The sequence below is a fragment of the Micromonospora endophytica genome, assembly GCF_003236305.1.
GTDB classification, from domain to species: Bacteria; Actinomycetota; Actinomycetes; order Mycobacteriales; family Micromonosporaceae; genus Micromonospora; species Micromonospora endophytica.
This window is the reverse complement of record NZ_POTX01000098.1, coordinates 1-19,962: the sequence shown is the minus strand read 5'-3', so window position 1 is coordinate 19,962 and position 19,962 is coordinate 1. Positions and strand designations below refer to the sequence as shown.

At 71.1% G+C, this 19,962-nt stretch carries 19 protein-coding genes; 13 read left to right on the top strand and 6 right to left on the bottom strand.

Translation table 11 applies throughout. From position 1 onward, the window contains the following. Nucleotides 1–1,016, top strand: a 1,016-nt coding sequence (locus C1I93_RS31625; RefSeq protein ID WP_111244089.1) for a beta propeller repeat protein, incomplete at its 5' end; no start/stop codon positions are given. A 17-nt stretch (nt 1,017–1,033) separates the two neighbouring features. Here the strand turns inward: C1I93_RS31625 and C1I93_RS16000 are convergent. After that, entirely contained in the window at nt 1,034–1,894 is an 861-nt protein-coding gene (locus C1I93_RS16000; protein ID WP_212808681.1) for a Fic family protein, read from the bottom strand. 227 nt (nt 1,895–2,121) lie between these two features. On the opposite strand from C1I93_RS16000, the gene clpB reads away from it, so the two are divergent. The 9 genes from clpB (at nt 2,122) to C1I93_RS15955 (ending at nt 10,559) form a co-directional block, all read left to right on the top strand. After that, nucleotides 2,122–4,713 (top strand): ATP-dependent chaperone ClpB, encoded by a 2,592-nt coding sequence (clpB, locus tag C1I93_RS15995; RefSeq protein WP_111244087.1) that lies wholly within the window; start codon nt 2,122–2,124, stop codon nt 4,711–4,713. Nucleotides 4,714–4,770: 57 nt separating this feature from the next. Further along, nucleotides 4,771–5,151: a hypothetical protein gene (locus C1I93_RS15990; protein ID WP_111244086.1), complete on the top strand. Its 381-nt coding sequence runs from the start codon at nt 4,771–4,773 to the stop codon at nt 5,149–5,151. Between the two features lie 69 nt (nt 5,152–5,220). Next, complete coding sequence (locus C1I93_RS15985) at nt 5,221–6,132, top strand: hypothetical protein (protein ID WP_111244085.1); 912 nt, start codon at nt 5,221–5,223, stop codon at nt 6,130–6,132. Between the two features lie 79 nt (nt 6,133–6,211). Next, nucleotides 6,212–6,838: a DUF4178 domain-containing protein gene (locus C1I93_RS15980; RefSeq protein ID WP_111244084.1), complete on the top strand. Its 627-nt coding sequence runs from the start codon at nt 6,212–6,214 to the stop codon at nt 6,836–6,838. A 140-nt stretch (nt 6,839–6,978) separates the two neighbouring features. Next, nucleotides 6,979–7,809, top strand: coding sequence for a hypothetical protein (locus C1I93_RS15975; RefSeq protein ID WP_223256350.1), 831 nt, complete (start codon nt 6,979–6,981; stop codon nt 7,807–7,809). A gap of 78 nt (nt 7,810–7,887) precedes the next feature. After that, a complete protein-coding gene (locus C1I93_RS15970; protein ID WP_223256346.1) occupies nt 7,888–8,592 on the top strand; it encodes a hypothetical protein in 705 nt (234 codons plus the stop codon). An 8-nt stretch (nt 8,593–8,600) separates the two neighbouring features. Further along, nucleotides 8,601–9,425 carry an SDR family NAD(P)-dependent oxidoreductase gene (locus C1I93_RS15965; protein ID WP_111244091.1) on the top strand — a complete coding sequence of 275 codons (825 nt, stop codon included), beginning with the start codon at nt 8,601–8,603 and terminating at the stop codon, nt 9,423–9,425. A gap of 168 nt (nt 9,426–9,593) precedes the next feature. Next, nucleotides 9,594–10,124, top strand: coding sequence for an orotate phosphoribosyltransferase (locus C1I93_RS15960; RefSeq protein WP_111244083.1), 531 nt, complete (start codon nt 9,594–9,596; stop codon nt 10,122–10,124). Between the two features lie 57 nt (nt 10,125–10,181). Then, nucleotides 10,182–10,559 (top strand): ArsR/SmtB family transcription factor, encoded by a 378-nt coding sequence (locus C1I93_RS15955; protein WP_111244082.1) that lies wholly within the window; start codon nt 10,182–10,184, stop codon nt 10,557–10,559. Nucleotides 10,560–10,610: 51 nt separating this feature from the next. Here C1I93_RS15955 and C1I93_RS15950 read toward each other — a convergent pair whose 3' ends face one another. The 4 genes from C1I93_RS15950 to C1I93_RS15935 form a co-directional block, all read right to left on the bottom strand. Beyond that, on the bottom strand, nt 10,611–11,546 hold the full coding sequence (locus C1I93_RS15950; protein ID WP_111244081.1) for a DUF368 domain-containing protein: 936 nt from the start codon (nt 11,544–11,546) through the stop codon (nt 10,611–10,613). Nucleotides 11,547–11,640: 94 nt separating this feature from the next. Next, the gene (locus tag C1I93_RS15945) at nt 11,641–14,166 is read right to left on the bottom strand and encodes a polynucleotide kinase-phosphatase (protein ID WP_111244080.1); all 2,526 of its coding nucleotides are present in this window, start codon (nt 14,164–14,166) and stop codon (nt 11,641–11,643) included. Nucleotides 14,167–14,242: 76 nt separating this feature from the next. Further along, nucleotides 14,243–15,670 carry a 3' terminal RNA ribose 2'-O-methyltransferase Hen1 gene (locus tag C1I93_RS15940; RefSeq protein WP_111244079.1) on the bottom strand — a complete coding sequence of 476 codons (1,428 nt, stop codon included), beginning with the start codon at nt 15,668–15,670 and terminating at the stop codon, nt 14,243–14,245. A gap of 101 nt (nt 15,671–15,771) precedes the next feature. Further along, on the bottom strand, nt 15,772–15,984 hold the full coding sequence (locus C1I93_RS15935; RefSeq protein ID WP_111244078.1) for a hypothetical protein: 213 nt from the start codon (nt 15,982–15,984) through the stop codon (nt 15,772–15,774). Nucleotides 15,985–16,170: 186 nt separating this feature from the next. Between C1I93_RS15935 and C1I93_RS15930 the strand changes: the two genes are divergently transcribed. Both C1I93_RS15930 and fbaA read left to right on the top strand, forming a co-directional pair. Then, on the top strand, nt 16,171–16,554 hold the full coding sequence (locus C1I93_RS15930; protein WP_111244077.1) for a phage holin family protein: 384 nt from the start codon (nt 16,171–16,173) through the stop codon (nt 16,552–16,554). A gap of 254 nt (nt 16,555–16,808) precedes the next feature. Next, nucleotides 16,809–17,834: a class II fructose-bisphosphate aldolase gene (gene fbaA / locus C1I93_RS15920; RefSeq protein WP_111244075.1), complete on the top strand. Its 1,026-nt coding sequence runs from the start codon at nt 16,809–16,811 to the stop codon at nt 17,832–17,834. Nucleotides 17,835–18,096: 262 nt separating this feature from the next. Here fbaA and C1I93_RS15915 read toward each other — a convergent pair whose 3' ends face one another. After that, the gene (locus C1I93_RS15915) at nt 18,097–19,362 is read right to left on the bottom strand and encodes an LOG family protein (protein WP_181445190.1); all 1,266 of its coding nucleotides are present in this window, start codon (nt 19,360–19,362) and stop codon (nt 18,097–18,099) included. 151 nt (nt 19,363–19,513) lie between these two features. Between C1I93_RS15915 and C1I93_RS15910 the strand changes: the two genes are divergently transcribed. Next, entirely contained in the window at nt 19,514–19,942 is a 429-nt protein-coding gene (locus C1I93_RS15910) for a DUF3151 domain-containing protein (protein ID WP_111244074.1), read from the top strand. The last annotated feature ends 20 nt before the right edge of the window (nt 19,943–19,962 follow it).

Genomic DNA, 19,962 nt, shown 5'->3' with positions numbered 1-19,962 from the left:
AGATGTGTATAAGATACAGGCCGGCCACCGACCCCGTCGCGGAGATCCGCCGAAACCGGCTCGCCGTCCCCCAGCGGTACGACCAGCCGTACGTCGAGTTCGTCGATGCCCAGCGTGGGTACGCCCTCTTCTCCGCCTGTGACGGCCAACCGTCCGGCCCAAACTGCCCGGCGCTGCTCTGGTCGACCCGCGACGGTGGCCGGTCCTGGCAGCGCCTGCGCCATCCCCAGCCGGTGGCCGACAACCAGCAGTTGTACGCCGTACCGGGGATGCTGGCCCTGCTTGCCGAGCCGCACGGCTGGTGGACCTCCACCGACGGCGGGCGGACCTTCCGGCGCAGCCCGGGTCCGGCGGAGCCTGCGCGGTGGCAGGCCACCCGGGGGCGCTTCCAGCTCATCGAGGCCACCGGCAAGGTTGGCAGGTGGACCGGCACGAAACTGCGCCCGCTGCCCGCCCAACCGCCGCTGCCCGCGCTGAACACCGTGCTTCAGGCTGACGGGCGGACCATTTCGTCGGACGGCAGCGAGTACGGCGGGCCGGTGGTGGCGGCCGGGGCGGGGGAGGACGGCAAGCCGTACGCCGCGATCTCGCTGGACGAGGGGCGGAGTTGGCAGCAGACCCCGGTGCCGGCGCCCGACGGCGCGGTGGGCGTGCTCCGGGTGGTGTTCGTGGGCGGCGAGCCGTGGCTGGTCGGCGAGCGACCCGACCGGGTCGGCTTCCCGGCGCTGTGGCGGCAGGCTGGCCTCTCGTGGGAATTGGTACGGGCCGAGGGGCATCCGGCCACGGGACAGGTCGTTCCGCTCGGCGCGGGGATCGTGGCGGTGCTCAGCCCTCGCGGGGCGGGCGCGCTCGTCGACGGGCGGTACGTCGACCTGCCCTGGCCGTTGACCGGCGAGCATTTTCTTCGGCTGCTGCCCGACGACACCCTGTTCGCCGCTGGACCGGAGGGTGTGCTGCTCGGCACCGGCCACTTCGGTGATCGCACCTGGACGTCGATCATCATCGAGACGCAGTGATTCGTGAAGTGGTGGCTTCAGGGTCGTAGCCGTCGCCAAGACGCGGCCCTTCCCAAGCCGTCCGAGGCGATGGCACCCTCGCGACGCAGGCGATCCAGCGCCACCCGGATCGTGGGGTCGCTGATGCCGGGAAGTGCTCGGCGGATGTCGGCGACCCGGAAGGTGGCGGGGGAGTGCTGAAGCACGTAGTCGCGTACCCGATCTTGCTTCGATCCATCTCCTCGCTCGGAGGCTGCGCGTTCGGCGAAGGTCCGGTACGCGGCGGCCAGGATATCGACGAAGTAGCCCAGCCACGGCCAGGGATCTGCCTGCCCGTCGTGCCAGCCGTGGGTGGACTCCAGCAGGGTCCGGTAGTACGTGTCCGCAGTCGCGGCGATCTGCTGTTCGAGGCTGACGTACCTCGGCGCCGTGTAGCCCACATCCAGGAGGAGAGCGTTGGTGAGCGCGCGGGTCACTCTGCCGTTGCCATCCTCGAACGGGTGGATGACGAGCAGATCGAGTGCGAAGAGGCCGACGAGGAGCACCGGGTGATGACGCTGCGCCGCCACTTCCGCCCGGTAACGGTCGATCAGTTCGGCGACGAAGAACGGCGTGTCGGTGGCGCTCACGGGGCGGAATCGGATCGTCAGCTCGCCGTCGGCGGCGCTGTCCACGACCAGGTTGTCCTCGTGCTTGAACCGGCCCCCGTCGGCGGCCGTGTGCGCGAACAGCAACCTGTGCAGATGCACCAGGAGGCCGGAAGTGAGCGGTTGCCACTGGCGTTGGAACAGGTAGTCCTGTGCGTCCCGGTAGCCGGCGAGTTCCTGCTCACTGCGATTCCGTAGTTTGGTGACCCGACCGGCCAGAATGCGGTCGGCCCGTGCGCCGTCGGCGACCACGATGCCCTCGATGGCAGACGAGGCCGTGATGCTGGCTACGCGTGCGCGATCGGCCAGCTGCTTGAGTAGTCCCGGTAACTGGTCCCGATAGAGCGCTTCGGAGCCGCGTCCCGTGTCGACGGTGCGTAGCGCCGATGAGTGGTGTAGGTCACAGCGGTAAGGTTGAGTGGAATAGGCTCAAGTCTGGTTCTGTCGGTATCAGTGGACACACCGAAGCAGGGGAGCCCATGAACGCCGAACGCCTCACCACCAAGAGTCGCGAGACCATCACCGCTGCCGTCGCCCTGGCCAACCAGCGCGGGCACGCCACGGTGGAGCCGTGGCACCTGCTGCTGTCGCTGCTGGACACCGAGGGTTCGACCGCCGCCGGCCTGCTGCGTGCGGTCGGAGCTGATCCGGTCGAGCTGCGCCGGGCCACCGAGCGCGCCGTCGACGCGCTGCCCGCCGCGCGCGGCTCCAGCATCGCCGAGCCGACCCTGGCCCGCGAGTTCGTCAACGCCATCGGCGCCGCCGAACAGATCGCCCGTCCCCTGGGCGACGAGTACACCTCCACCGAGCACCTGCTGGCCGGGCTGGCCCGGGTCGGCGGGGCCGTCTCGGCTGCGCTGAAGGCCGCCGGCGCCACCGAGGAAACCCTGGTCGCCGCCTTCCCGAAGGTGCGTGGCGGGGACCGCCGGGTCACCACCGCCGACCCGGAGCAGACTTACCAGGCCCTGGCCAAGTACGGCGTGGACCTGACCGCGAGCGCCCGGGACGGCAAGATCGATCCGGTGATCGGCCGGGACTCGGAGATCCGCCGGGTGATCCAGGTGCTGTCCCGGCGTACCAAGAACAACCCGGTGCTGATCGGTGAGCCGGGCGTCGGCAAGACCGCCATCGTCGAGGGCCTGGCCCAGCGGATCGTCGCCGGTGACGTGCCCGAGTCGTTGCGCGACAAGAAGCTGGTCTCGCTCGACCTCGGCGCGATGGTCGCCGGCGCGCAGTACCGGGGCCAGTTCGAAGAGCGGCTGAAGTCCGTCCTGGAGGAGATCAAGAACTCCGACGGGCAGGTCATCACCTTCCTCGACGAGCTGCACACGGTGGTCGGCGCGGGCAAGGGCGAGGGCTCGATGGACGCCGGCAACATGCTCAAGCCGATGCTGGCCCGGGGCGAGCTGCGGATGGTCGGCGCCACCACGCTCGACGAGTACCGCGAGCACATCGAGAAGGACCCGGCGCTGGAGCGCCGCTTCCAGCCGGTGCTGGTGGGCGAGCCGACCATCGAGGACACCATCGGCATCCTGCGCGGGCTCAAGGAACGCTACGAGGTGCACCACGGCGTACGCATCACCGACGCCGCCCTGGTCGCCGCCGCCACCCTCTCCGACCGCTACATCACCGACCGGTTCCTGCCGGACAAGGCGATCGACCTGGTCGACGAGTCCGCGTCCCGGCTGCGCATGGAGATCGACTCCCGGCCGGTCGAGGTGGACGAGATCGAGCGGGCGGTGCGCCGGCTCGAGATCGAGGAGATGGCGCTGGCCAAGGAACCCGACGCCGCCTCCGCCGAGCGCCTGGAGCGGCTGCGCAAGGAGCTGGCCGACAAGCGCGAGCAGCTCACCGCACTCTCCGAGCGCTGGCAGCTGGAGAAGAGCCACATCACCAAGCTCTCCACCGCCAAGGAGGAGTTGGAGCGGCTCGGCGGCGAGGCCGAGCGGGCCGAACGCGACGGCGAGCTGGAGCGCGCCGCCGAGCTGCGCTACGGGCGCATCCCCGCGCTCAAGGCCGACCTGACCAAGGCCGAGGAGGAGCTGGCCCGGCTCCAGGCCGCCGGCGCGATGCTCAAGGAGGAGGTCGGCGCGGACGACATCGCCGCCGTCGTCGCCTCCTGGACCGGCATCCCCGCCGGCCGGCTGCTGGAGGGCGAGACCGCCAAGCTGCTGCGGATGGAGGAGTCGCTGGGCGAGCGCGTGGTCGGCCAGGCCGAGGCGGTCACCGCGGTCTCCGACGCGGTACGCCGGGCCCGGGCCGGCGTTGCCGACCCGGATCGCCCGACCGGCAGCTTCCTCTTCCTCGGCCCGACCGGGGTCGGCAAGACCGAGCTGGCCAAGGCGCTCGCCGAGTTCCTCTTCGACGACGAGCGGGCGATGGTCCGCATCGACATGAGCGAGTACGGCGAGAAGCACTCGGTGGCTCGACTGGTCGGTGCCCCGCCCGGCTACGTCGGGTACGAGGAGGGCGGTCAGCTCACCGAGGCGGTGCGCCGCCGGCCGTACTCGGTGATCCTGCTGGACGAGGTGGAGAAGGCCCACCCGGACGTCTTCGACATCCTGCTCCAGGTGCTCGACGACGGCCGGCTCACCGACGGTCAGGGCCGCACCGTGGATTTCCGCAACACCATCCTGATCCTCACCTCGAACCTCGGTTCGGCGGTGATCAGCGACCTGACGCTCGCCGAGGAGCAGCGCCGGGAAGGCGTCCTGGCGGTGGTCCGGTCGCACTTCAAGCCGGAGTTCCTCAACCGGCTCGACGACATCGTGGTCTTCGCCGCCCTCCGCGGCGACGACCTGCGGTCCATCGTGGACATCCAGCTGGCTCGGCTGCGCAAGCGACTGGCCGACCGGCGGTTGGCGCTGGCCATCACCGACGCGGCACGTACCTGGCTCGCCGAGCACGGTTACGACCCGATCTACGGTGCCCGGCCGCTGCGTCGACTGGTCCAGTCCGCGATTGGTGACCAGCTCGCCAAGGCCCTGCTCGCCGGCCAGATCCGCGACGGCGACACGGTGCGGGTCGACCTGTCCGAGGCCAAGGACGGGTTGTCGGTGAGCACTGCCTGACCGCTACCGCCTCCGCTCGTGCTGCGCGGGCCGGTGGTCCGGGCGAGGATGGGAGGCATGTTCGGGAAGGAAAAGAAGAAGGACTCCGGGTTGGCGGCGGCCATCGCGCGACTCACCCAGGCCGAGACCGTGGCGTTCGGCGGGGTGGGGCTCGCGGGGTCGCTGCTGCCGGAGACCGAGGCGTACCAGCAGGTCGCGGCGGCCACCGCCGAGCAGCAAGGCGAGGTACGCGACCAGCTCGACCGGCTGCTCTGCACCGGCACACCGGCAGGTCGGGTGTACGCCGCCGTCCTGATGGAGCAGCTCGACCCGGCGGCTGGCGGGGCGGCCTGGACCAGGCTGCGTGACGACCCGGCGGAGCTGCACACCATGACCGGGTGCCTGATGGGCACCACCACAGTTGGCGAGTACGCCGGGGAGCGGCTCGCCGAAGCATGATCCATTCGCCGGTCGACTCCGGACGATCGGTGCTGCCCATGCTTGTGGCTGAGTCGTACCGTCCGTGCCATGACCGCGACCGACGATTCCCCGGCCGCCACGCCACCGCCCCGACCTCCTCGTCCCGCCACCGTCACCGTCGCGTTCTGGCTACAGCTCGCCGCCGCAGCGGTCCTGCTCGGGCTGCTGGCCCTGGTGGTCGTCGAGGCCGTCCAGTGGGACGCGGCCATCGACCGGGCCGTGCGGCAGGTGCCTGACGCCGACCCGAACGAGGTGCGCGGCGAGCGCTGGAGCGGCATCGGCATGTCGACTGTCCTCGGCCTGTCGCTGCTGCTGCTCGCGCTGACGATGGCGCTGACGGCACCACGGGTACGCCAGGGCAGCAACGTGGCCCGGATCGTGGTCTTCGTGGCCGGCGGCGCCCACCTGCTGCTCTGTGCCCTGCCCTGTTGTTTCGGCGCGCTGCTGGTCCCGTTCGGGGTGGCGGGGACGGTGATCGAGGAGTCCTACCCCGACGACCTGTCGGTGGAGGACGACTTCTGGCAGGAGTCGGACTTCACGCAGGCGCTGTACGACGAGACGTACCCGTTCGACGGACTCTTCTTCCCGCTTGTCGGCTTCGGCGCGGTGACGCTGCTGCTGCTCGTCGCGGCCGCGGTGCTGCTGCTGGCGCTGCCACCGGCACACCGGTGGTTCGTGCCAAGAGCCGAGCCGACCGGACCTCGACCACCGGCCCCCGGCCACGGCATCCCGAACGCCCAGCTCACCGCCTACCCCATGCCTCCCGGTTACCCCGCACCTCCCGGCTACCCCGCACCTCCCGGCTATTCCATGCCTCCCGGCTATCCGGCTCCCGGCTATCCCGTCGCACCCGGCTACCCGTCGGCGCCGGAGACGCCGACGGGTGAAGCCGCTTCCGGCGGTGGCGCACCGGAGGGTGGTCACCAGGGCGGCGACAGTTCCAGCGGATCGGGCGGATAACGCCTGGTCGGCTGGCAGGCCGTACGGTGGGCACAGATCATGGTTACCGACTTCGCCGACAGACCTCAGGAGGTGACCGGTGGACGGGGTGACAGCCGCGGTGACGGTCCTGGCGGTCCTGGTCGGCCTGCTCGTCGTCCTGGCCCTGGCCCGATGGCGACGCCACCGTCCGGCACGGGCCGACGGTGGGCGCGACCGCCCCGGGCCGGCTGCCGGTGTGTCCCGGCGGCGACGCCGGGGCGGGTCACCGGGCGATCCCCGCGGCATCGAGATCGGTGACATCGTCGAGATCGGCGACGACGTGTATCCGGTCCGCGGCACGATCCGGTTGAGCGAGGGTGAGTGGCGCTGGGCGCAGCACCTCTTCGACGACCCGGGTGGCCGGCGGCTCTCGGTGGCCGAGAGCCCCGAGTTCGACCTGGTGCTCTGGCACCCCGAGCCAGACGTAGCCGGCACACCGGGCGCCCCGGTGGTGGAGTTCGCCGGCCGTCGATACCACTGGCACGAGTCCGGTCAGGCCCGCTTCACCACCACCGGCACCACCGGGCTCGATCCCAGCGGCACCATGCGCTACCACGACTATCGGGCACCGGGTGGTGCCCGGCTCACCTTCGAGGCGTACGGCGAGGCGGGCTGGACGGCGGCCCGGGGCGAGCGGCTGGACCTCGCCGACGTGGCAGTCCATCCCCAGCGGCGAGGATCCTGACCTGTCCTAAGTTCCTTCCCCGGCGGGTCAGGCGACGTTGGCCGGCCCGACAGCCGATGACGCGCCGTCCGGAAGACGCCGTGGCGTGCCGAGATGGCCCGGTGCCGATACGGTGAAGCGCGTTCCAGGGAAGGAGAGAGATGGCCGAACCTCAGAGCATGCCGGCCCGAACCCGGCCGAGCGTGGTCACGATATCCACGTACCTGCTGTTGCTTTTCGCAGTCTGTCAACTCATCGGCGTGATCATCACGCTGGCCACCATCGGTGCCGTCCGCGACGCGACGGAGGAGGCGTACCGGAACTCCACCGCCGCAGGCGTGGAGAACATCGCCGACTTCGTGGTGGTCTTCGGCGTCGGCACCGCCATCTTCACGCTGGTGGTGGCCCTCGCGCTGGTCGGCCTGGGCCTGATGAACCTGCGCGGTAAGAACGGTTCCCGGATCGCCACCTGGATCGTCGGCGGCATCATGACCTGCTGTGTCGGCTTCGGGGTGCTCGGCGGACTGGCCGGCGGACTCACCACACCCGGCGAGACCAGCGGCGACGCGCCGAGCAGTGCCGAGGTCCAGCGTCAGGTGAACGAGGCCCTGCCGGGCTGGGCCAACCCGGTCAGCACGACGCTCGCCGTGATCAGCCTGCTGGCGTTGCTTGGGGCGCTGATCCTGCTGGCGCTGCCGAAGGCCAACGAATTCTTCCGCAAGCCCGCCCAGCAGTGGGAACCGCCGATGCCCGGTGCCAGCTACCCGGGTCAGCCCGGCCAGCCGGGTTACCCGGCGGCACCGGGCTACCCGCCCGCGCCCGGCTACCCCGGCACTTCTCCGGCGCCCGGGTACCCGCCCACGCCCGGCCAGCCCGGCACGCCCGGCCCGTCCTTCGGAGACCAGTCCGGCGGGGCGAGCGGCCCGAACCCGCCGGCCGGTGGTCCGGAGCAGCCCGGCGGAGAGACGCCACCCACCAACCGACCCGGCTGACCGCCGGTGAGTTGACCGCGACTGCGACGGTCCCTCCGAGTAGGTTGCATCCGAAAACGCCTACCGGAGGGACTCGTCGTGTCGTACCCCGAACAGGCGCCGGCCCGCCGGCCGATCGTTGTGGTGTTGGCCGTCGCGGTGCTGGCGGTGATGGCGCTCGGCGCACTCGGGTACGCCCTGGCCGGCCTGACCACCGTCGGTGGCACGGTGAGCCGGTTCCGCGCGGCGGCCGCCGGCACCTCGGCCGACGCCGGTCAGGTCGACGCTGTGGTCACGCTGTTACGTGGCTCGGTCGTCCTGTCGGCGGTGTTGAGCCTGCTCGCGGGTTTCCTGCTCATCGGCCTGGCGCTCGGCTTGGCCGCCCGGCGGCCCGGCGCGCGGTTTGCCACCTGGGTGGTCGCCGGGCTCGGCCTGCTGCTCGGTTGCTGCGGCATCGGGGCCCTGGTCGTGCAACGCGCCGCGCCGTTGGACTTCGGTGACGACCGGGCCGCCGCCGAGCTGGTCGACCTGGTGGCCGAGGCCCACCCGGCGTGGTGGATCCCGCTCACCGTGACCCTTTCGGTGGCCCAGGTGCTCGGTTACCTTGTGGTAGCCGTGCTGCTGGCGATGCCGTCGGCCACCGCCTGGTTCCGCCGCAACCCGGCATCGTCGGCGCAGCAACCACCGGCACCGCCGACCGGCTACCCGCCGGCACCGCCTACCGGGTTCGGGCCGCCGGCACCGCCGTACCAGCCGTATCCGCCGCCTGGGGCAGCGCCGTCGCCCCCCGACCCGCCGAGGTGAACACCCCCGTGACAGCCGATCCCGAGTCGCCCGCCCCGTCGACAGGCGAGCGTTGGGCACTTATCACCGGGGCGACCGCGGGCATCGGGTCGGCGTTCGCCACCCGACTGGCCGCCGATGGCTGGCACCTGGTGCTCGTCGCCCGGGACGCGGACCGGCTCGCCGCGCAGGCGGCCGAGTTGACCGGCCGGCACGGCGTCGAGACCGAGACGATCGCCGCCGATCTGTCCACCGACGACGGTTGCGCCCGGACCGAACAGCGGCTGGCCGAAGGCCCGCCTGTCGACCTGCTTGTCAACAACGCCGGGATCAGCCTGAACACCCCCTTCCTCCGCTCGTCGCCGCAGGACGAGGTCCGGCTGCTGCGGCTGAACGTGCACGCGGTGCTCAGGTTGACCCTCGCCGCGCTGCGTACGATGACCGAGCGGCACCATGGGGCAGTGATAAATGTCTCTTCGGTTGCGAGTTTCGGGGCGATCATGCCCGGCTCGACCTACTCGGCCAGCAAGGCGTGGGTGACCAACTTCAGTGAGTCGGTCGGCCAGTCCGCGCGCCCGTTCGGCGTACGTGTGATGGCGCTCTGTCCCGGCTACACCCGCACCGAGTTTCATCAGCGGGCCGGCATCGACATGTCCAAAACTCCGGAATGGATGTGGCTCAGCGCGCCGGCCGTGGTCGACGAAGCCCTGCGTGACCTGCACAAAGGCAAGTTGGTGAGTGTCCCGTCCTGGAAATACAAGCTGGCCGTCGCGGGCCTGCGACACGCCCCGCGTCGGCTGCTGGACCGGGTGGCCCGGGACACTCGGGGCCGGATCGGCCGCGAGCATCGATGATCCGGCGTCGGGTCGCCGCGCCCTGACCGGAAGGGCTCGACCTCACTCGATCCGATGTGATGATCGACGTAGCGTAACCGGGCATCGCCACTCATCTGTCCCCCGGAAGGGTTGACCGAGGAGGCCCGTGCACGCGGCTCACAGACTTCCGCAGTACCCTCTATCGCCATGGGGGACCACGACGACCTGCGTAAATTCATCTCTGACCTGGCTGTGGTGCATGGCCGGGTCGTGCTCTCCTCTGGCCAGGAGGCCGACTGGTACGTCGATCTGCGTCGCGTCACGCTCCATAACCAGGCGGCACCGTTTGTGGGCCGAGTGATGCGGGAGTTGACCGCCGACTGGTCGTACGACGCGGTGGGTGGCCTGACCCTGGGCGCTGATCCCATCGCGCTGGCGATGCTGCACGCCACCGGGCGTCCGCTGGACGCGTTCGTGGTGCGGAAATCGGGGAAGGCGCACGGGCTGCAACGACGCATCGAAGGCCCGGATGTGGCCGGTCGTCGGGTGCTGGCGGTGGAGGACACCTCCACCACCGGTGGAAGTGTGTTGACGGCTGTCGAAGCGCTTCGCGAGGCCGGGGCCGACGTCGTGGGGGTGGCCGTTATCGTTGATCGTGGTGCCGGCGACGCGGTGCGAGCCGCCGGATTGCCCTATCGGGCGGCCTATACGTTGGCTGACCTCGGCCTTGTGGCGTAAAAGTCTGCCGATTCGGATCTGCTGATATGCAGGCGGATCGATGCTGCTGGTGGAAGGATGGAATACGTGGGAACTGCGTTGGCCGAAATGACTATGCCTCAGATCTCGCCGCTTGCCGGCGAGCCGATCGAACGTGCCGACGCCGAGCGGCTGGCGGGGGTCCTCAAGGCCCTCGCCGACCCCGCTCGGCTGCGGCTGCTCAGCCTGATCCAGTCGGCACCCGAGGGAGAGGCGTGCGTGTGTGACCTGACCGCGCCGCTTGGTCTCTCCCAGCCGACGGTCAGCCACCATCTGCGTATCCTCACCGAGGCCGGCTTGCTGGAGCGGGAGAAGCGCGGTGTGTGGGCCTACTACCGACTGGTCCCGAGTGCGATCGCCACGATCGCCGACCTGCTCACCCCGCCGCGCAAGCGGGCCACCAAGCGGGCTCGCTGACGCTGGCTCCCCTGGTGGCCGCCAGCCTCGGCGACCACCAGGGGAGAGGCGTCAGCGGACCTGGGAGGTCTCGTACCTCTCCTCGGTGAGGTCCCGGGCGGCCCGGCGGAGCCGGCGACGCTCGGCGATGACCATTGCCGTGACCACGGCGACGCCGAGCAGGAACAGCGCGCCGATGGACAGTACGTTGTCGCCGGGTGCGTGCAGGCCCCGCTCCTCGGACTGCCATGGCCACAGTGCCCGCAGGCTGCCCAGCAGGGCACCGGACATCACCGCGAGCGTCATCCTGCGGTGCGCCTCCAGCAGCCACTGGAGCAGCTTCACGAAGAGCGCCAAGCCGATCACCATGCCGGTCGCGAAGATCGCCAGGTAGCCGAAGTCCCGGTCGTTGAGCGCGGCGATGGTCGGCTCGTAGAGGCCGACGGTCAGCAGCAGGAACGACCCGGACACCCCGGGCATCACCAGGGCGCAGACCGCGACGGCCGCCGCCACCAGCACGATCAACGGATGTGGCGTGAGGGTGGCCTGTGGCAGGCCGGTCAGCGCGAACGCGGCCACCGCAGCGATGACCAGCGCGACGATCTCGACCCGCCGCCAGGGTGCGCCGACCATCGAGATCGGCACCAGCACCGAGGCGAGGACCAGACCGAGGAAGAGCCCCCGGGTCTGTTCCGGGTAATCGGTCAGCAGCGGTTCGAGCGTCTTCGCGGCGATCAGCAAACCGGGCAGCATGCCGATCAGCAGCGGGATCACGACCTCCCAGTGCACCTGCCGCCACTGCTGCCCGGCGCGGGTCCAGCCGCGTCCACGCGGGACGTCCGAGACCGCGTACCGCACGGTGTTCACCACGTGACCGGCGGACGCGATGACCCGCTCGTACACGCCGGTGACCAGCGCGATGGTTCCGCCACTCACGCCCGGCACCGCCTCGGCCACACCGATGGCCGCGCCGCGCAGCACGTGACCTACCCGTTCGCCCAATGCCATGAAGATTCCGCTCCGTAAGTCGCTCGACCTGACCGTGGCCGCTGCCACGGCGGCCCAGGCTACCGGCATGATCGGAACCGTCCACCTGGCACAGTCAGAGCCGGGGATCGACCGGCTCGGACTCGCAGGCGAGAATCGCGAAGACCAGCTCGTGCCGACGCCACAGCGGCGCGCCGTCGACCAGGGCGTCCAACGCGGCCAGGCCGAGCGCGTGCTCGCGTAGGGCCAACCCGCGCTTGCGCCCCAGCGAGCGGCTCCGCAGCGCGACCAACTGCTCCGGCTCGGTGTAGTCCGGGCCGTAGATGATCCGCAGATACTCCCGGCCCCGGCACTTGATCCCGGGCTGAAGCAGGGAACCCCGCTCGCTGCGAGCCGCCGGGCCGGCGTACGGCTTCACGACCATGCCCTCCCCGCCGGCCGCGGTCAACTCCAACCACCAGTTGGTCGCGGCGCGTACCGCGTCGTCGTCGGTCAGGTCGACCACCTGGCGGCGGGTGGCGATGAAGAACTCCGGGTCCGCCGCGCAGAGCCGGTCGGCCAGGGCCAGGTGCCAACCGTGGTCACGGTCGACATAGCGGGCCTTCCCGCCCGCCAGCACGGCGAACGGTGCCAGCGTCACCCCGTTCAGCCCGTCGGTCGGGCGCACGTACGCCCGGTACGCCTCGGTGTAGGCGGCCACGTCGTCGCGCCGTCGGGCGATCCGCTCCCGCAGCGCGCCGACGTCGAGCCCCCGGCCGACCGCCGCGTCCAGCGCCGTCAAGGCGGCCGGCAACGCGGCCCGGCCAGCGGCGCCGACACTCGCGTACTGCTCGCGGATCAGGCCACCGGCCTTGGCCGACCAGGGCAGCAGCTCGCAGTCGAGCAGCAGCCAGTCGGTGTCCAGCTCGGCCCAGAACCCGGCGGTGGTGACCGCGGCACGGACCCGGGCGAGCAGCTCCGCGTCGAGCGGAGCGCCGAAGAACGGGCGACCGGTGCGGGTGTGCACCACCCCGCCGCCCGGCCCGAACGGACCGCCGTCCGGCTCCCGGCAGACCAGCACCACCGCGCGGGAGCCCATGTGCTTCTCCTCGCAGACCACCCGCGCGACCCCGGCCGCCCGGTAGTCGGCGAACGCCTCCACCGGATGTTCCAGGTAACCGTCCAGGCTCGACGTCGAGCAGGGCGCCATGGTCGGCGGCAACCAGGTCAGCCAGCGCGGATCCACAGCGAAGCGGCTCATCACCTCCAGCGCCGCCGCGGCGTTCTCCGCCGGCACGGTGAGCGAGCCGTACGGGTGCTCCAGGTGCCGCCGACCGGTCACGTCGGTCAGCTCCAGCACCTCGTCGGGGCGGTCGGGCGCGGCGGTCAGCGGACGGACCGGGGCGTACCACTCGCGTTCCGCCGGCACCGCGACCAGCTCCCGTTCCGGGTAGCGCAGCGCGGTCAACCGGCCACCGAAGACGCAGCCGGTGTCGATGCAGATGGTGTTGTTCACCCACTCCGGCTCCGGGGTGGGGGTGTGGCCGTAGACGACCATTGCCGAACCCCGGTACTCCCGGGCCCACGGGTAGCGCACCGGCAGGCCGTACTCGTCGGTCTCGCCGGTGGTCTCGCCGTACAGCGCGAACGCCCGGACCCGGCCGGACGCCCGACCCTGGTACGCCTCCTTCAGCCCGGCGTGCGCGACCACCAGCCGGCCGCCGTCGAGCACGTAGTGGCTGACCAGCCCGTCGACGAACGTCGCCACCTCGTCGGCGAACCCGGACGGCTCGGCGGCCAACTGCTCCAGCGTCTCGGCCAGGCCATGGGCCACCTTGACGTTGCGTCCGCGCAGCTTGCGGAGCAGCTTCTGCTCGTGGTTGCCCGGCACACAGATGGCGTGCCCGGCCGCCACCATGCCCATCACCAGCCGCAGCACGCCCGGCGAGTCCGGGCCACGGTCCACCAGGTCACCGACGAAGACCGCGGTACGCCCCGCCGGATGTGTCGCGTCCACCGGCCGCCCCGCGTCGTCGCGGTGCAGCCGCCAACCCAACCGGGTGAGCAGGCTCTCCAGCTCGGCGCGGCAGCCGTGCACGTCACCGACGATGTCGAACGGCCCGATCAGCTCTCGCCGGTCGTTGAACAGCCGCTCGTACCGGAGCTCGGCGGCCTCGATCTGCTCGACCCCGCGCAGCACGTGCACCTTGCGGAAGCCCTCCCGGGCCAACTGGCCGTAGCTGCGCCGCAGGTCCCGGGACATCCGGGCCAGCACCTGCCGGCCGAAGGTGCGGTCGGCCCGCGCCTCGGTGCGCTCCCAGGCCAGCGCCTCCGGCACGTCAAGCACGATCGCCACCGGCAGCACGTCGTGTTCGCGGGCCACCCGGACCAGGGCGGCCCGCGCGTGTGGCTGGAGATTCGTCGCGTCGACAACTGTCAACCGGCCGGCACGCAGCCGCTTGCCCGCCACGTAGTGCAGCGCGTCGAAGGCGTCGGCGGAGGCGGACTGGTCGTTCTCGTCGTCGGCCACCATGGCCCGGAAGGCGTCCGAGGAGAGCACCTGGCTCGGCGCGAAGTGCCGGCGGGCGAATGTGGACTTGCCGGAGCCGGAAACCCCGACCAACGCCACCAGCGCCAGCTCAGGTACATCCAGAACGCTCATCCATTGCTCCTGCTGAGGTGTAAGGAAGGGCCCCCTGTTAACGCCTCGTGTATAGGAAGGGCCCCTTATTAACAAGTCAGATGCGGGTGAACACGGCCAGTTGCGTCGGGGCGCCGACCTCGGGGTCGTCGTCGCCGACCCCGCGCAGGGCAGCCGAGTAGCCGTACGTGGCGCAGATCCGGTCCACCCAGCCGGCGAACTCGGCACGGGTCCACTCGAACCGGTGGTCGGCGTGCCGGAACGCGCCCGGGGCCAGCCCCTCGTAGCGGACGTTGTGCTCGACGTTGGGCGTGGTCACCACGACAGTGACCGGCCGGGCGTGACCGAAGACGCTGTCCTCCAGCGCCGGCAGCCGCGGCGGATCCAGGTGCTCGACGACCTCCATCAGCACCGCCGCGTCGTACCCCCGCAGCCGCTCGTCCCGGTAGGTGAGCGCGGACTGGTGGAGCGTCACCCGGTGGCGCTGCCGCTCGGGCAGACGGTCCAGCCGCAGCCGCCGGGCGGCCAGGGCGAGCGCCTGGGTGGAGACATCAGTGCCGACGATCTCGGTGAACCGTCGGTCACCGATCAGCGTGGCGAGCAGCGCACCTCCACCACACCCCAGGTCCAGTACGCGCTGCGCGCCGGCGTCCACCAGGGCGGCGTGCACCGCCTCCCGGCGGCGGGCGGCTAGTGACGCCCGAGGCGCGGGGTCACGGGCCGGTGCGTCGTCGATTCCGTCGTCGGCGACCGGTTCGTCGGTGGGCCGCTGGGCGGCCAGCCGCTCCAGCGCCTGACCGGCCAAGGCTCGACGGTGGGCCAGATAACGCCGGACGATGAGCGCCCGCTCCGGGTGCTCGGCCAACCAGCCCGCTCCGGCCCGCAGCAGCTTGTCCACCTCGTCCGGGGCCACCCAGTAGTGCTTCGCGTCGTCCAACACCGGCAGCAGGACGTACAGGTGGTTGAGGGCTTCGGCGACCCGCGACGTGCCGGTGAGGGTGAGGTCGACGTACCGGCTGTCGCCCCACTGCGGGTGCTGCTCGTCGAGGGCAACGGCGGTGGCGGTGACCTCCCAGCCGAGCGGGGTGAACAACCGGGTGGCCACGGCGACGCCGCCCCGGCAGCGCAGCACCGGCACCCGCACCTCAAGCGGGATGGCGGTGGCGGCCAGCTCCGGCCGGTCCCGGGACTCACCCCGCAACGCAGAGCGGTACACCCGGGACAGCGCCGAGGCGAGCAGGCTGGACGCGGCGTACGGCCGGTCGTTGACGTACCGGCCGAGGGTGAAGCTCTCCGGGGTCGAAGCCGACTGCCGGCCGCGACCCCGGCCCCGCGCGGCGGTCAGCTTCAGCGGGTCGACGTCGAGCAGCAGGGCGGCCGTGCAGCGCTGCTCGCCGGCCTCCGGATAAAAGACGTACGCGGTGCCGACCGGCACCTCGAAGGCGTGCGCCCGATCGGGGTGCTTGACCAGCAGGTGACCGAGATCGGTCGCCGGCTGATGTGTCGTGGTCAGGGTGAGCAGCACCCGCTCATGGTGTCAGCCCTACGGATCTTGCGTCGTCCCGTTTTCGGCCACCGGCCGGATGGGCCTACTGGCAGGGTGGCCGGCCCGGCCGGCTGCGGAAGTCAGCGGTAGTCGTCCTCGTCGGCGGCGACCACCCGGGCCTGCTCCATCGCGTCCCAGTCGTCGACCTCCAGGCCGCGGTGCGGCTCGTCCTCGACCTCGGTGAGGTTCACCACCCTGGCCTGCTCGACCGCGTCAGCCGGCTCGGCCTCCAGGTCACGTTCCTCGGGGCTGAGGTGATCGCCGGGAGTGAACTCCTCCTCGGGCTGCGCCATGCGGTCCCTCCGGACTGTCGATGGACGGTACCCACCCACCGTACGGGCTGTGCCCGTACCTCGCTGGGAAGCGGCGGCCGCGAGCGCTGCGCCGGGGCCGGCCAGCCGGTGAGCGTACGCCCGTCCCGGCGGCCGAGTCGGTCGAATCGCCCTACTGTGGGCCGCCTCCGGTGCCAGGATGGGGCCGTGGGCTTCCTCATCCGGCTGGCGACGACCGCCGTCGCGCTGTGGATAACCACGCTTGTCGTGCCCGGGGTCACGGTCACCGGGCGCAACGGCTACCACAGCGCGTTCACGCTCGTCATCGTCGCATTGATCTTCGGCGTGGTGAACGCGGTGCTCAAGCCGGTCATCAAGGTGGTGGGCTGTGTCTTCTACCTGCTGACGCTGGGGCTGTTCGCGCTGGTGGTCAACGCACTGTTGTTCCTGTTGACCGACTGGATCGCCCGCCTGTTCGACCTGCCGTTCCGCGTCGACGGTTTCTGGGCGGCCTTCTGGGGCGCCATCGTGATGGCGGTGGTCACCTGGCTGATCAGCGTGGCCGTACCGGATTCCGCGGACCGGCGGTGAAGCAGCCCGGTTGTGCCCGGCGGGTCCAACTACGGGATACTGCCCGCGAAGGACAGCGCGGTCCGGCGCACCCGTGGAGACCGGGACGGCCGCACGGCCGACCGCCCATGGAGACCAGGCGTCCGTACGGCCGGCCGTCCGAAGAGACCAGGCGGCCGTACGGCCGGCGCAAGCAGAATCCCGGCGGCCGTACGGCCGGCGCAAGGAGAAACAGCGGCCGCAGGGCCGACAGCGGCAAGTAAGGAGCGTTCGACATGCCCATCGCTTCCCCCGAGGCTTACGCCGAGATGCTGGACCGCGCCAAGGCCGGCCGGTACGCGTACCCGGCGATCAACGTGACGTCCTCGCAGACGCTGAACGCGGCGCTCAAGGGCTTCGCCGACGCGGAGAGTGACGGCATCATCCAGGTCTCCACCGGTGGAGCGGAGTACCTCTCCGGCCCGTCGGTGAAGGACATGGTGACCGGCGCGGTGGCGTTCGCCGCGTACGCCCACGAGGTGGCCAAGAAGTACCCGGTCAACATCGCCCTGCACACCGACCACTGCCCGAAGGACAAGCTGGACAAGTTCGTCCGGCCGCTGCTGGCCATCTCCCAGGAGCGGGTGAAGAGCGGCCAGGAGCCGCTGTTCCAGTCGCACATGTGGGACGGCTCGGCCGTGCCGGTGGCGGAGAACCTGGAGATCGCCGAGCAGCTGCTCGCCGAGGCCGCCAAGGGCAAGATCGTCCTGGAGATCGAGGTCGGTGTCGTCGGCGGCGAGGAGGACGGCGTCGAGAACGCCATCAACGACAAGCTCTACACCACTGTCGAGGACGGCCTGGCCATGGTCGACGCGCTCGGCCTGGGCGAGAAGGGCCGCTACATGGCGGCGCTGACCTTCGGCAACGTGCACGGTGTCTACAAGCCGGGCAACGTGAAGCTGCGCCCCGAGGTGCTGAACCAGATCCAGGAGGCGGTCGGCGCCAAGTACGGCAAGGAGAAGCCGCTCAGCCTGGTCTTCCACGGTGGCTCCGGCTCGCTGCTCTCGGAGATCCGTGAGGCGCTCGACTACGGCGTGGTGAAGATGAACATCGACACCGACACCCAGTACACCTTCTCCCGTCCGGTGGCGGACCACATGTTCCGCAACTACGACGGCGTACTCAAGGTCGACGGCGAGGTCGGCAACAAGAAGCTGTACGACCCGCGGGTGTGGGGCAAGGCGGCGGAGGCCGGGATGGCCGCGCGCGTCGCGGAGGCCTGCGAGCACCTGCGCTCGACCGGCACCACGATGACCAAGTGACACACCGACGCTGACCACGCCGAGGCGGCCGGCTCCCCACCGTGGGAGCCGGCCGCCTCGGCGTTTCACCACACCGTCCCGCTCGCGCGGTGCTGGTGATGTGGGGCGGCGCGGCGTTGGTGTGGGGCGGTGCTGTGCTGGTGTGGGGCGGCGCGGTGTTGGTGTGCGGCGGTGCGGTGTTGGTGTGGGGCGGTGCGGTGTTGGTGTGGGGCGGTGCGGTGGTGCGTGGTGCTAATAGGGGGCCCTTCCTATACACGAGGCGTTAGCAGGGGGCCCCTCCTTGCGCTGTGAGCAGGTGGACGGCTTCGTGGGCGTCGTCGGTCAGGTGGATGGTGTCTGACAGGTCGCCGAACGGCGAAGTGGACAGCAGCGGGCGCAACAGCGACTCCACGGGTAGTTCGGTGGTCCAGTACGCGCGGTCCAGGAAGACGTACGCACCGCTGGCTCCGTCGGTGCCGTAGTAGGTCTTGGTGGCCGCCTGGAACACCTCCTGCACGGTGCCCGCGCGGCCCGGGGCGAAGACGATCCCGCCGCGCGCCAGTCGCAGGATGGTGTCCTCCCGGATGGCGTTGGAGAAGTACTTGGCGATCCGGCCGGCGAACAGGTTCGCCGGTTCGTGGCCGTAGAGCCAGGTGGGGATGGCCAGCCCGCCGCAGGTTGCCCAGTCCAGGTCACCTGTGGTGAGGGCGGCCGAGTCCGCCCGGTAGTCGGTGACCGGTTCGGTGCCGTCGCCCGGCGGGGTGATCGACCGGCCGAACACCTTCCTGACCTGAAGCGCGACGGCGGTGTAACGGTCATGGTCGGTGAAGTCCGGCGCGGTGGCGAGCAGGTCGATGGCGGCGGTGAGTTCCTCGGCCGGCCGGGTCGACAGGTACGCGCCCAGGTTGGCGGCTTCCATCACACCCGGCCCACCACCGGTGACCACCAGGCGGTGGGCCCTGGCCAGTTCCCGGCCGAGCACCGCGGCCATCCGGTACGGCGCACTGCCCCGAGGCACCGCGTGCCCGCCCATCACACCGACCACGGACTGCGGCCCATGGGTGGTCAGCCAGGTGCGGGTGGCGTCGGCGAGCGCGTTGTCCACGCCGTGGTCGTGCAGTCGCTGGCCGAGCGCCTCCCGGACATCGGGCAGCGCACCGCCATGGGCCCGGAAGTGCGCGTACACCCGGGTGTCGTACATCGCCTCGAAGCCGCCCTCGGTGAAGCCGGCGGCCAACTCCTCCGGGGTGTAGAGGTGTGGCGGTTGGGTCGGGTACGCCAGCCCGGAGAAGGGCGGCACCACGTTGGCGCCCCGGCGGACCAGGTCGGCGCCGACCTGGCGGGAGGCGAAGCGGCAGCCGACGAAGAGGGTTCCGGCCACCTCGACGCCGGTGAGGTCGGGGACGGGGTCCAGATCCAGGTGAAGCCCCTGGATGGTCAGCCCGACCAGGCTTCCAGTGGCCAGCCGCCTGTCGAACTCGGCCCGGGTCTGGATCTCGTTGGTCCAGGTGTGCGGCTCGATGACGTCCGCGGGAGGTGGAGTCGGCATCGGTTCATCCTGCCGGGGCAGCTCAACGCGGCCGGATCCGACCCGGAGGACGCGGAACGTGCGCGGGTAGTGACGGAGCTCTCGGCGGTGCTGCGGGCCGGCTTGCCGGACCCCCTCGCGGAGCCCACGGCGAAGCGGGTTGAATGAGGCGATGCAGAACCTCTTGCCTGAGCCGCCCGCCACGCTCCTGCCCGCCCACGACGAGGCCGACGCCGCCCTGGCCGCAGCCGAGCAGGACGGCACGGCCGAGGCGGTCGCCTCGGTGGCGGCCCGGTTCCCGGTGTACAGCGCGGCCTGGGCGGCGTTGGCCGCCGCGGCCTTCGCCGAGGGTCAGGTCGTGACGGCGTACGCCTACGCCCGGACCGGCTACCACCGGGGTCTGGACCAGCTGCGCCGCAGCGGTTGGAAGGGCCACGGCCCGGTGCCGTGGTCGCACGAGCCGAACCGGGGTTTCCTGCGCTGCCTGTACGTGCTCTCCCGGGCCGCCGGCGAGATCGGCGAGGCGGACGAGGCAGCCCGCTGCGCCCAGTTCCTCCGCGACTGCGACCCCGCCGCCGCCGACGCGCTAGCCAGCAACTAACCCCCTCCCCTCCTCTCCCC

Excerpts from the sequence above, each read along its gene's own strand:
- C1I93_RS15945 (WP_111244080.1), bottom strand. The coding sequence starts at position 14,166 with ATGAGCGTTCTGGATGTACCTGAGCTGGCGCTGGTGGCGTTGGTCGGG.
- C1I93_RS15985 (WP_111244085.1), top strand. The coding sequence starts at position 5,221 with ATGACCGCGACCGACGATTCCCCGGCCGCCACGCCACCGCCCCGACCT.
- C1I93_RS15990 (WP_111244086.1), top strand. The coding sequence starts at position 4,771 with ATGTTCGGGAAGGAAAAGAAGAAGGACTCCGGGTTGGCGGCGGCCATC.
- C1I93_RS15955 (WP_111244082.1), top strand. The coding sequence starts at position 10,182 with ATGGAATACGTGGGAACTGCGTTGGCCGAAATGACTATGCCTCAGATC.
- C1I93_RS15915 (WP_181445190.1), bottom strand. The coding sequence starts at position 19,362 with ATGCCGACTCCACCTCCCGCGGACGTCATCGAGCCGCACACCTGGACC.
- C1I93_RS15910 (WP_111244074.1), top strand. The coding sequence starts at position 19,514 with ATGCAGAACCTCTTGCCTGAGCCGCCCGCCACGCTCCTGCCCGCCCAC.
- C1I93_RS15950 (WP_111244081.1), bottom strand. The coding sequence starts at position 11,546 with ATGGCATTGGGCGAACGGGTAGGTCACGTGCTGCGCGGCGCGGCCATC.
- C1I93_RS15960 (WP_111244083.1), top strand. The coding sequence starts at position 9,594 with ATGGGGGACCACGACGACCTGCGTAAATTCATCTCTGACCTGGCTGTG.
- clpB (WP_111244087.1), top strand. The coding sequence starts at position 2,122 with ATGAACGCCGAACGCCTCACCACCAAGAGTCGCGAGACCATCACCGCT.
- C1I93_RS15975 (WP_223256350.1), top strand. The coding sequence starts at position 6,979 with ATGGCCGAACCTCAGAGCATGCCGGCCCGAACCCGGCCGAGCGTGGTC.
- C1I93_RS15935 (WP_111244078.1), bottom strand. The coding sequence starts at position 15,984 with ATGGCGCAGCCCGAGGAGGAGTTCACTCCCGGCGATCACCTCAGCCCC.
- fbaA (WP_111244075.1), top strand. The coding sequence starts at position 16,809 with ATGCCCATCGCTTCCCCCGAGGCTTACGCCGAGATGCTGGACCGCGCC.